This window comes from Acidiphilium rubrum (assembly GCF_900156265.1).
Classification (GTDB): Bacteria; Pseudomonadota; Alphaproteobacteria; order Acetobacterales; family Acetobacteraceae; genus Acidiphilium; species Acidiphilium rubrum.
Map to the genome: position 1 here is coordinate 124,748 of NZ_FTNE01000010.1, position 11,591 is coordinate 136,338.

At 62.8% G+C, this 11,591-nt stretch carries 11 protein-coding genes; 9 read left to right on the top strand and 2 right to left on the bottom strand.

Going from position 1 to position 11,591, the window contains the following annotated elements:
* The first annotated feature begins 14 nt into the window (after positions 1-14).
* The 9 genes from mnmG to BW994_RS09595 all read left to right on the top strand — a co-directional run bounded on the left by mnmG (position 15) and on the right by BW994_RS09595 (position 7,602).
* On the top strand, positions 15-1,745 hold the full coding sequence (gene mnmG, locus BW994_RS09555) for a tRNA uridine-5-carboxymethylaminomethyl(34) synthesis enzyme MnmG (protein WP_029312384.1): 1,731 nt from the start codon (positions 15-17) through the stop codon (positions 1,743-1,745).
* Positions 1,745-2,371, top strand: coding sequence for a 16S rRNA (guanine(527)-N(7))-methyltransferase RsmG (rsmG, locus tag BW994_RS09560; RefSeq protein WP_139334058.1), 627 nt, complete (start codon positions 1,745-1,747; stop codon positions 2,369-2,371). The genes mnmG and rsmG overlap by 1 nt, the downstream gene beginning before the upstream one ends.
* The gene (locus tag BW994_RS09565) at positions 2,361-3,158 is read left to right on the top strand and encodes a ParA family protein (RefSeq protein WP_029312382.1); all 798 of its coding nucleotides are present in this window, start codon (positions 2,361-2,363) and stop codon (positions 3,156-3,158) included. The genes rsmG and BW994_RS09565 overlap by 11 nt, the downstream gene beginning before the upstream one ends.
* A 1-nt stretch (position 3,159) precedes the next feature.
* Positions 3,160-4,035: a ParB/RepB/Spo0J family partition protein gene (locus BW994_RS09570; protein ID WP_029312381.1), complete on the top strand. Its 876-nt coding sequence runs from the start codon at positions 3,160-3,162 to the stop codon at positions 4,033-4,035.
* Between the two features lie 121 nt (positions 4,036-4,156).
* Positions 4,157-4,711 (top strand): type 1 glutamine amidotransferase domain-containing protein, encoded by a 555-nt coding sequence (locus tag BW994_RS09575; protein WP_029312380.1) that lies wholly within the window; start codon positions 4,157-4,159, stop codon positions 4,709-4,711.
* Positions 4,712-4,781: 70 nt separating this feature from the next.
* Positions 4,782-5,237 carry a DoxX family membrane protein gene (locus tag BW994_RS09580; RefSeq protein WP_029312379.1) on the top strand — a complete coding sequence of 152 codons (456 nt, stop codon included), beginning with the start codon at positions 4,782-4,784 and terminating at the stop codon, positions 5,235-5,237.
* Between the two features lie 270 nt (positions 5,238-5,507).
* A complete protein-coding gene (locus BW994_RS09585; protein ID WP_029312378.1) occupies positions 5,508-5,954 on the top strand; it encodes a cupin domain-containing protein in 447 nt (148 codons plus the stop codon).
* The gene (locus tag BW994_RS09590; protein WP_029312377.1) at positions 5,951-6,856 is read left to right on the top strand and encodes an SMP-30/gluconolactonase/LRE family protein; all 906 of its coding nucleotides are present in this window, start codon (positions 5,951-5,953) and stop codon (positions 6,854-6,856) included. Before BW994_RS09585 ends, BW994_RS09590 begins: the two co-directional genes overlap by 4 nt.
* On the top strand, positions 6,853-7,602 hold the full coding sequence (locus BW994_RS09595) for a VOC family protein (protein ID WP_029312376.1): 750 nt from the start codon (positions 6,853-6,855) through the stop codon (positions 7,600-7,602). The genes BW994_RS09590 and BW994_RS09595 overlap by 4 nt, the downstream gene beginning before the upstream one ends.
* A 155-nt stretch (positions 7,603-7,757) precedes the next feature.
* On the opposite strand, the gene BW994_RS20415 is transcribed toward BW994_RS09595, so the two are convergent.
* Positions 7,758-8,825 (bottom strand): PEP-CTERM sorting domain-containing protein, encoded by a 1,068-nt coding sequence (locus BW994_RS20415; protein ID WP_281247770.1) that lies wholly within the window; start codon positions 8,823-8,825, stop codon positions 7,758-7,760.
* Between the two features lie 275 nt (positions 8,826-9,100).
* Positions 9,101-10,669, bottom strand: coding sequence for a GMC oxidoreductase (locus BW994_RS09605; protein WP_035229192.1), 1,569 nt, complete (start codon positions 10,667-10,669; stop codon positions 9,101-9,103).
* Positions 10,670-11,591 lie beyond the last annotated feature (922 nt).

Here is an 11,591-nt window from a genome sequence, read left to right on the forward strand (position 1 = left end):
GCTATAGGGCCGGCATGAGCGTGAATCATATGAATTTCGATGTTGTGGTGATCGGTGGCGGGCATGCGGGCTGCGAGGCAGCGGCGGCTTCGGCGCGCGTCGGGGCGCGGACGGCGCTGCTGACGCATCGGGCCGATCGAATCGGCGAGATGTCGTGCAACCCGGCGATCGGCGGCATCGGCAAGGGGCATCTGGTCCGTGAGATCGATGCGTTGGACGGGTTGATGGGCCGCGCGGCGGATGCTGCCTGCATTCATTTCAAGATGCTCAACCGCACCAAGGGACCGGCCGTTTGGGGGCCGCGCGCGCAGGCGGATCGGGCGCTGTACCGCGCGGCGATGCAGGGCATGATCGCGGCGCAGGATGATCTGACCGTGCTGGAAGGTGAAGCGGCTGATCTCGAAATCGGGCCGGATGGCGCGTTGCGCGCGGTGATCACGGGTTCGGGCCAGCGGCTTGCGTGTCGTGCCGCGGTGCTGACGGCGGGGACGTTTTTGCGCGGTATGCTGCATTTCGGCGAGCGGACCGAGGCGGGTGGCCGGGTCGGCGATGCCGCATCGAACGCGCTGGCGGCGCGGCTGCTGGCCCTCGGCCTGCCGCTCGGACGGTTGAAAACCGGCACGCCGGCGCGGCTGGATCGGGGTTCCATCGACTGGGATGGTCTGCCGGAGGATCAGGGCGAGGTGGCGCCGGTGCCGTTCAGCCTGATGACGCGCGCCGTAACCAATCCGCAGATTTCCTGCCGGATCAGCGAAACCACGGCGGCGACCCACGCGATTATTACCGCCAACCTGCACCGCTCGGCGGTGTATGGCGGTCGAACCGAAGGGGTCGGGCCGCGCTACTGTCCATCGATCGAGGACAAGGTGGTGCGGTTCGCCGATAAATCGCGCCACCAGGTTTTTCTGGAGCCCGAGGGGCTTGATGACGCCACGGTGTATCCGAACGGCATTTCCACCAGCCTGTCGGTCGAGGTGCAGGAGGCGTTCATTCACACCATGCCGGGCCTGGAGCGGGCGGTGCTGTTGCGGGCGGGTTATGCGGTGGAATATGACTACGTCGATCCGCGCGCGCTCGATCATGCGCTGGCGGTGCGCGCGCTGCCGGGGTTGTATCTGGCCGGGCAGATCAATGGCACGACGGGGTATGAAGAGGCTGGGGCACAGGGGATTCTGGCCGGTATCAACGCCGCGCGGCGGGCCGGCGGCCTGGTTGCGGTGACCGTGGGGCGGGCGGAAGGGTATATCGGCGTGATGATCGATGATCTGGTGACGCGGGGCGTGACCGAGCCATACCGGATGTTCACGTCACGCGCGGAGCATCGGTTGAGTTTGCGAGCGGATAACGCGGATTTGCGGCTGACGCCGTTGGGGGTTGGCTGGGGGTGCGTCGGGACCGCGCGGCAGGCGGCGTTTGCGGGGCTGCGGGCCGCGGTCGATCGGACGCGGCGTGGCGAAGCGGCAGGGGCCGCGGCGGTGGGGATTGTTGCGGCGGATCGGCTGTATGCCGGCTATCTGGATCGGCAGGCCGGCGAGATTCGGGCGCGAGCGAAGGATGAAGCGGTGAGTATCCCGCCGGCGTTCGATTATCGGTCGGTCGGCGGGTTGTCGGCCGAATTGGTTGGGCGATTGGAGCGGGTGCGGCCGGCGTCGCTGGGCGCGGCGGGACGGCTGGAAGGCATGACGCCAGCGGCGATGGGGGCGATTTTCGCGGCGCTCCGCAAATCGCCTGCGCTGGCAGCTTGATGCTGATGGAAGAGGATAAAAAGGTCCGTTCTGGGCCCTTTGTTTCACGTGAAACAAATGAACCACTTCGGACCTATTCGGCGTCGATCAAAAAATGGACCGGCAAGATCAATCTAATCGCCCGCAAGGATGCGACTGATGAGGCGATCTGGGAGCGGCATATTCTTGATTCACGACAGATCTTGCCACTGATTCCGGCCGGGGTGACGCACGCGATCGATCTGGGGTCTGGTGCCGGGTTGCCTGGCATGGTGGTCGCGATCGAGCGGCCGGATATTCATGTGACGATGATCGAAGCGGATCGCCGCAAGGCTGCGTTTTTGCAGACCGTGGTGGCGGCGCTGGGTTTGAGTGCGACCGTACTGCCGGAGCGGATCGAGGCGGCGGTGGTTGCGCCGGCCGCGTTGGTGATGGCGCGCGCGCTGGCGCCGCTGCCCGATTTGCTGACGTATGCGATGCCATTGCTGGCACCGGGGGGGATTTGTTTGTTCATGAAGGGGCGCAATGCTGAAGCAGAGATTGCAGCGGCGGCGGCCGATTGGCGGATGGCGGTGGAGCGATTTGCCAGCCAGACGGACCCTGAGGCCATGATTCTTCGCATTTCCGAGGTACGCCGTGCAGGCTAAAATTATTGCCATCGCTAATCAGAAGGGCGGCGTCGGCAAGACCACCACGGCAATCAATCTGGCCACCGCGCTGGCGGCCAGTGGTGAGCGGGTGTTGCTGATCGACATGGACCCGCAGGGCAACGCCAGCACCGGCTTTGGTATTGCGGCCGACGAGCGTGGACTTGGTAGTTATGCGCTGCTGACAGGGGAGGCGCCCGCCGCTTCGCTGGTGTTGCCGACCGAGGTGCCGGGTCTGCTCATGATTCCCGCGACCGAGGATTTGATCGGCGCCGATCTGGAATTTGCGCAGGTCGATTCGCGAGAACACCTGATCGAACGGGCTTTGGCCGAACCAGGGCTGGTCGGACAATTTGGTTATGTGTTTATCGATTGCCCACCCGGCCTGGGCCTGCTTACATTGAACGCTCTGGTTGCAGCGTCCTCGGTGTTGATTCCGTTGCAATGCGAATTCTTTGCGCTGGAAGGGATCAGTCAGTTGATGCGAACGATCAATCTGGTACGCCGCACGCTTAATCCGCGCCTGGCACTGGAAGGGGTGGTGCTCACCATGTTCGATCGGCGGAACAATCTGGGGCAGGCGGTGGCGGATGATGTGCGTGCCTATTTCAAGGCGGATGTGTTCGAGACCGCGATTCCACGCAGCATCCGTGTGACTGAATCGCCCAGCCACGGCAAGCCAGTGCTGCTGTATGATTATCGCTCGCCGGGGGCGCAGGCCTATGTGAGCCTTGCGGTGGAGTTTTTGCGACGGCAGACATTGCCGGCCGGCTTGGGGGCGGCGTGATATGGGTTTGAAGGAACAGCCGCGCAGACTGGGTAAGGGTCTGGCCGCGTTGATGGGTGACACGACGATGGATGCAGGCATTGGACCCACCGAAGGGGCGCGGCATCTGGCGATTGCCAGTCTGCTCCCAGGCCCGTTTCAGCCGCGCCGGGCGATGGATGAGGATGCACTGGAAGAACTCGCCGCCTCGCTCAAATCGCGCGGGGTGTTGCAGCCGTTGCTGGTGCGGTCGTTTCCGGGGCAGGCGGGGCAATATCAGATTATTGCCGGGGAACGGCGTTGGCGCGCGGCACAGCGGGCCGGGTTGCATGAAGTGCCGGTGCTGGTGCGGGAACTATCCGATACGGATGCGATGGCGGCCGGGTTGGTCGAGAATTTGCAACGCCAGGACCTCGACCCGATCGAGGAGGCGGAGGGCTATCAGCGGTTGCTCGATGAGTTCGGCATGATCCAGGAAGATCTGGCGACCGCGGTGGCCAAATCGCGCCCGCATATTACGAACATGCTGCGTCTGTTGAACCTGCCGAGCGATGTGCAGGCGTCGCTGCGGTCGGGCGATCTAAGCTCGGGCCATGCGCGCGCGCTGATGCAGCACCCGGACCCGCAGGCCGGGGCGCGGACGATTATTGCAAACCGTTTGACCGTGCGCCAGGCAGAAGCGATGGTCGCTGCGGCGCTGACACCCAAACCGGCGCCCCCCGCGCCGCTGGCGCCGGATGTGAATTCAGTGACGCGGATGCTGGAGCGTGAGTTGATTGAGATCCTCGGGCTGCGCGTACGGATCAGGTTCAACGGTAAAAGCGGTTCGGTGAACCTTGCATATGAAAATCTGGGCCAGTTGGATGGCATTCTGGCATTGCTACGCGGGCATCAGTAGGTATAACGCACTGCACCCAACCGCAGGGTGAACAATCGGACATTTCGCAGATCGGCGCTTGCATCTGGCGCATGTGGTTCTGACCTTGAGAAGCCTATCGCTTCTGGAAAGGGAGAGTCGCATGACACTCGAATCAATGAAAGTCGCCATCCTCGCATCGGATCGGTTTGAACTCGCGGAACTCGAATCACCGATGAAGGCCCTCAAGGCCGCCGGGGCGCATGTGTTTGTCGTCGCACCGCATCATGGTGAGATCGTCGGCATGAACCACAACGATGTGGGCCACAGCGTCAAAGTCGATCGTAGCCTTGCTGACACCAAAGCCGATGAATTCGATGCGCTATTGCTGCCGGGCGGCGTGGCCAACCCCGATGAGCTGCGCACCATGCCGCGCGCCGTCGCGTTCGTGAAGCATTTTGCCGATACGCAGAAACCGATCGGGGTAATCTGCCACGGCTCGTGGACGCTGATCGAGGCGGATTCGGTCAAGGATCGGCACATGACGTCCTGGCCGTCGCTGCAAACCGATCTGCTCAACGCCGGGGCACGGTGGGTCGATCAGGAAGTCGTGGTCGATCATAATCTGGTCTCTTCGCGTAAACCCGATGATCTGCCGGCCTTCAACAAAGCCTTCATCACATTGCTGCAACACCAACCGGTGCGCCGCGCGGCGTGATCGGGTACCGCCTTGTCCGGCATGATCGGGGCGACCATATCCCGGTCGTGTCGGGACAAGGTACAAGCTAATGCTGATCACTCTGGCGGTGCGCTACCTGCTGGTCATGCTGTTTTTTCCGTTCAGCGCGCTCGATAAAATCATCAACTTCCGCGGCGCGGTCGCTCAAGCCACACAGGTCTTTACCGCACCGCTGCTCGCCACCGGCTCGATCCTGGTGGGTCTGTTCATTGAAATCGTTATGTCGATCGGCGTGCTGACCGGTATCGCAGATCGGCTCGCAGCACTGATCCTGGCACTTTACTGCATGGCAACCGCTGCCCTGTTCAAGCAGTTCTGGAAACCCGGCGATTTCTGGCACGCCGGTACCAGCCACGGGCGCGATCTGCTCTGGGATTTCCTGAAAAACTTTTCGCTCGCCGGCGGCTTCCTGCTGATCACCTTCGGCACCACAATCCATGGCACCAGCGCCCTGTTTACACACCCGCTCGGCTCCACCCACCCGTATCTGCCACATCGGCCCTGAGCCGATGGTGGGTGGGGGTGGGGGTTGGGGCAAGGAAGGCCAGGGGGCTCTGCCCCCTGGACCCCCGTTAAAGGCGGAGCCTTTAAAATCCACTAGTTTTAGGCAAGGGGAGGGCGCTGCCTCGCACTTGTCGTGTGTCTGGCTTGGACAGCCCTCCCCTTGCCTAAAACTAAGGGGTTCTAAGGGCTCCGCCCTTAGCGGGGTCGAGGGGCAGAGCCCCTCGCCTTCCTTACTTCAACCGCACCCCCACCCACCATCGGAGCAGATCGGATGACGGACGAGACGCCGCGTGTGCCGTATTGGCATTTATGGACCGATGGTGAGGGGGTCAGTCATCAGACGCGGTGTGCGATGACGGATTTTGTCATGAAGGCGATGGGGGCTGGGGCGGCGCCGCAGTGGCAGGGCAGCCGGATGCATGGCGGGATGACGGTGATGGTGACGGTGCAGCCGGTGGGCTGGGTGGGTGAGTGGCATGAGAATCCGAGGCCGCAGTGGATTATTCCGTTATCGGGGCGGTGGTTTGTCGAGTCGATGGATGGGACGCGGGTGGAGATGGGGCCGGGCGAGGTTTCGTTTGGCGAGGATCAGAACACGCGGGAGGCTGGGGGGCGACAGGGGCACAGATCGGGCACGATCGGGGATGAGCCGGCGGTGTTGATGGTGGTGCAGTTCGATGCGGCGCCGACGATCGGGCAGGTTTGCCGGTTTGCATGAGGGTGTTCGAGGTGATCGACCCGCGGTTCGGCCGTTATGTTTTGTCGAATGCGGAGTTGGAGGTTTTGGCAGACGGGTTTCGGTGGATCGAGGGGTTGGTGTGGGTTGGCGATGCGGATTGCCTGTTGTTTCAGGATCTGCCGCGCAACCGGACGATGCGGTGGAGTGAGGATCAGGGTGTGTCGGTGTATCGGGCACCCTCGGATTATGCGAACGGGCAGACGCGGGACCGGCAGGGGCGGTTGGTTGCGTGTTCGCATCAGGGGCGGTGTTTATATCGGACCGAGCATGACGGGCGGGTGGTGCGATTGGTGGGGCATCATGCCGGGCGGCGATTGAATGCACCGAACGATGTGGTGGTGAAGTCGGATGGGACGATCTGGTTCACCGACCCGTTGTATGGGTTGTTGACCGATTACGAGGGTGGGCGGCAGAGTTCCGAGCAGGGACCGGCGGTGTATCGGTTCGATCCGGACCGTGGCGAGATTACGGTGGTGGCGGATGATTTCGAGGGGCCGAACGGCCTGGCGTTTTCGCCTGATGAGCGGTTGTTGTATGTCAGTGAGACGGGGGATCAGACGAAGCCGGAGCCGCGCCAGTTCATTCGGGTGTTCGAGGTTGGCGGGGATGGGCGGACGCTGCGGGGTGGTGGCGTTTTTCACAAGGTGATGCCGGGTTATGCCGATGGGTTCAGGGTGGATGAAGACGGCAATGTGTGGAGCAGTGCCGCGGATGGGGTGCATTGCATTGCGCCGGATGGGGTGTTGCTGGGGAAGGTTTTGATCCCGCATCGGGTTTCAAACGTGACGTTCGGGGGGTTGCACAAGAACCGGCTGTTCATTGGCGGGTCGCGGGTTTTGTATGCGGTGTTCCTGAATACGCGCGGGGTGCAGGCGCCGTGATTGCGGGTGTGGTGCTGATGGCGCGGGATGTGGCGGGGCTTGCGGACTTCTATTGTGCGGGGCTGGGGTTTCGCCGAATTGGTGATGGCGGGCCGCTTGCGTTGGGGGCGCAGTGGGTGGTGTTGGAGGCGGCGACCGGGGTGGATTATCCGCGTCCGTGGGCGAGCAATGATCCGTGGTTTCAGCATATGGCGATCGTTGTGGATGATATGGCGGCGGCGCATCGGCGGGCGTTGGCGGCGGGTGCGATTGCGGTTTCGCTCGGCGGGCCGCAGGTGTTGCCGGCATCATCGGGCGGGGTGACGGCGTGGAAGTTTCGTGATCCGGAGGGGCATCCGCTGGAGTTGTTGGCGTTTCCGGCGGGTGGTGCGCCGGCGTGCTGGCGGGGTGAGGGCGCGTTGTTTCGCGGGATCGATCATACGGCGATCGTGGTGGCGGATACGGCGCGGAGTGAGGCGTTTTATCGGCGGTTGGGGTTTGAGCGGTCCGGGGGATCGGTGAATGTCGGGGCGGCGCAGGCGGCGCTCGATGGGTTGGAGGCACCGGAGGTGGTGGTGACGGCACTTTCGGTGCCGGGACAGGCGGCGCCGCATCTGGAGTTGTTGGAGTATCGGGCGCCACCGGGGGTTGGTGCGGGGCGTTGGGCTTTGGGTGACGTGGTGGCGACGCGGGTTTTGGTGGCGGGCGTTGATGGGGTCGTGCGTGATCCGGATGGGCATTGTCTCGATGACCGGGCGGTCCGGTAAGGCTAGTCTCCGCGAGGCCGTGCATGCCCCCCCGGCGCAAGGTTATATCGCCGTGGTTGGGGCCGACAGTATGTGATGTCGGCCCTCGCCTGTTTGATTGCCGGCAATCATCCGGCACCACGGCCCGATTCGCGGGCGCCTGTGCCGGGCGTTGGCTAGCGGGTCGCTTTGCGGGTGCGGCGACGGCTGATCAGGCCGATGCCGACCAAGCCGGTACCGAGTAACACCAGCGACCCCGGTTCCGGCACGGCGGTGGGTATGGGCGACAGGAGTTTGAACGTTACCTGGCCGTCTGCGCCGGCGCCGCTCTCGGCTCCGGATGCGCCGGCGACCAGTACGGGGTTGGTAGCATCGCTGGCCAGGAACGATCCACCGCCGCCGCCGCCGTAGCCGGTGGATCCGACTGGGGCACCGCCAGCACCACCGCTGTAACCGCCGCCACCGCCGCCGCCACTGAAACCGGTGCCGCCGCCACCGCCGCCGAAGCCGCCGCCGAACCCATTGGCACCGCCATTCAAAAAGCTGCTGCCACCGCCGGTTCCGCTGGCGCCGGGCTTGCCGTTACCGTTAAATCCGCCGCCCCCGCTACCGGTGCCATTGAAGGCGCTTGCGAAGGCGCCGCCGCCGGATCCGCCGGTGCCACCTTTGATGTAGCCAGCATTCGTGCTGAGACCGCTTGTACCGTTGTTACCGCCGGTACCGTTGTGGCCATTCGATTGGTATTTGCCGCCGCCGCCGCCGGCGATGACCAGCGGCGTATTGGCCGGTGCGACCACGAAGCTGCCGCCGCCACCGCCGCCCAATGATTGGCCGCCACCCCCGACCAGGATCGCCAGGATTTCGCCGGCGGTCAGGCTGAAATCGCCGGTTATGGTTGCACCGCCGCCACCAAGGCCGCCGTTACCTCCATCGCCACCGCCGCCGATGGCTTGGATTTGATAAGTTCCGGCCGTCTGGACTGTGTAATCGACGATGGCGCCCGTGTATTTGATGGTGGTGGGTCCGGTGCCGATGGTGCCCGCTTGCGCCAGTGGCGCGAGCATTGCCAGCGCGCCGCAGACGAAGCCGGTTCTTGCCGCGGAGAGGATCAGTGGCCGGGTTAGCCGGCGGTTGATCGGCATGGTCGATGGTTCCCTTCGTTGAAGTTTTTCAATCGGATCATAGCAATAAAAGAACGTAGCAAAAGGCGTGCCAGAAATTTTTCGATGGGAATTCAATATCATAACGGAACGACACGAGTGCATGTGTAAAGAATCCCGACACATCGGGGCGGGTATATTCCAGACGCGTCGCGGATCGGTCCGCATGCGCCGATTTACGCAGACAAGCTCGGTATCGGGTTTGCCTAAATGGCCGGCTTGAACATATGTTATTTTACCTGACCCAAGTTTTGCGATCGTACCGGCTTGCCTATACTGTCAAGCTTATCAGGTCGTGTGCCTATAAAAGTTTTTTGGTTCTTTTTTACAAAAAAGAACTACTTCCTGCCTAGACGCTCCTATGGATCGATCCTCTGCTTGATGTGATCCGCCACCCGTAGAGCGTTGGCGATGATCGTCAGCGTGGGGTTTACCGCGCCGATCGAGGGGAAGAAACTGGCGTCGGTCACGTATAGGTTGTCGATCTCGTGGGTTTTGCAGTTCAGGTCGAGCACGGATTGGGTGGGGTCGGTGCCGAAGCGCAGTGTGCCGGCCTGGTGGGCGGTGCCGCCGAGGGGGATGTTTTTGCCGAGGTAGAGTGAGCGGTCGAGCATGGCGAGGTTGGGGCCGGCCTTGCTCATTGCGGCTTCGAGCTTTTTTTTCAGGCGGTGGTGGGCTTCCATGTTGTTCGGCTCGAGATCGAGGAAGACGCGGCCGTCGTTGGCGAGGGTGATGCGGTTTTCGCTGCGGGGCAGGTCTTCCGAGGAGAGCCAGAAATCCATCGAGTGGCGGGCCATGGTTTCGAACGGCATTTCAGGCAGGAAGCTCAGCCATGACGGCAGGGATTCGCCGCGGATCTGGTCGGCGTGGGAGGTTGCGCACATCTGGATCAGGCCAAGCGGATAATCCCAGTCATCCGTGCCGAAATAAAAATCGCTCACGGCGAGGGTCTTCTGGAACACGGTGTCGTTGGGTTCGCGCAGCAGCGCCATCAGGACCGATTGGTTGTGGCGCATGTAGTTGCGGCCCACCTGGTCCGAGCCGTTGGCAAGGCCGGTCGGGTGGGCATCGTTCGCCGAGCGGAGCAGCAGCAGCGCCGAACTCAGCGCGCCGCACGCAGTGACCACGATATCCGCCTCATAGCGCTCATGCGCGCCAGCGCGGATGACGTTGACGCCGGTGATGCTGCGGCCCCGGGCATCGGTCTCCAGGGTTTCGGCATAGGCGTTGGTCAGCAGCGTGACGTTCGGGTGCAGCGCCAGCGTGGGGTCGATGCACATGACCTGCGCATCCGCCTTGCCGTTCAGCAGGCAGGGATAACCATCGAACGCATCGCAGCGGATGCAGGTGCTGGTGGGGGTGGGCTTGCCGTCGCGTTCGTCGAGCAGGATGCCCAGCGGCAGATGGAACGGGTGCAGGCCATCGCGCGTGAAACTGGCGGACAATTCCTCGATCCGCGCTTCGTGGCTGACCGGCGGATGCGGGAAATCGCCGCTCGACCAAGGCTCGTTCGGGTCCTCGCCACGCTTGCCGTGGACATGGAACAGGCGCTCCGCCTCGGCGTAATACGGCTCGAACACATCGTATTTGACCGGCCATTCGGGCGATATGCCGTCCTTGTGGACGATGGTTTCGAAATCGCGCTCGCGCAGTCGGAACAGGGCGGCACCGTAGACCTTCGAGTTGCCGCCGACGAAATAATGCAGGCCGGGTTGGAACTTGTCGCCCTTGCGGTTGTGCCAGGTCTCCTTGGTCTGGTACGCGCCATCGACAAATACCGTCTGGGAATCCCAGTTTTTCTGGCTGCGCGGCAGATAGTCGCCACGCTCGATGATCAGAATGCGCTTGCCGGTCGGCGCCAGACGCTGCGCCAGCGACGCCCCACCCGGCCCCGATCCGATAACAATAACGTCATACCGCTCACTCACCACGAACCTCCATGCCTGTGGATTGGGTGTCTGACAGAGGGGATGGGGCGTGTGGAAAAGAAGAAGGCGAGGGGCTCTGCCCCTCGACCCCGTTAAAGGCGGAGCCTTTAAAATCCACTAGTTTTAGGCAAGGGGAGGGCGACAAACGCCAGATCAGTTGAACCACCGAGGCAGCGCCCTCCCCTTGCCTAAAACTAAAGGGTTCTAAGGGCTCTGCCCTTAGCGGGGGTCCAGGGGGCAGAGCCCCTTGGCCTTTCTTCTTTCCACCAGCCCCATCCCATCCGCCAGACATGCGATCACAGGTAGGGTGGCGTTTGGGGATATGCGACAATTTCATGGCGGGTTCACACAAACGGGACTTCCAATACGCTATAGAGGGCATATCTCTTGCGTAGGCTGTTAGAGCAGCCGTGGAATTCGGCATGGGCGTGTGTGCTTGTGTCGTTCGATATCCGGCCCTTACCGGCCGGATGGGGACCTTCGGGTCCCAACGTCTCCCAGACGTGAAGCCTCCCTGTTAACTTGCCCCGCCGGTTTACCGGCGGGGCATTTTTTTGTCCCCAGGGTGACGTAGAGGGATGTAGCCAATGGTGTGGTGCCGGGCAATTGCTGATTCCGGGGTCAATTCGCCCACCATTCCGGGAGTAACTCGCCCGGCATTCCGGGATCTATTCGCCCACCCATTCCGACGTTAATTCGCCCACCCGTTCCGACTTTAATTCGCCCATGTGGGCGGGTTCGAGGAGGGGCCGGATTGAGGTCTCTGCTGGTTGGTTCAGGTTCACTCCCTTTGGCTGATCAAGGGAGCAGATGAATGCCAGTGGAGCGGATAGCGATGCGCGATGTGCGCGAGATTGTACGGCTGAGAATGGCGGGTCTGTCGACCCGGCAAGTGGGCATCCGGGTTGGGGTTGCGGCTTCG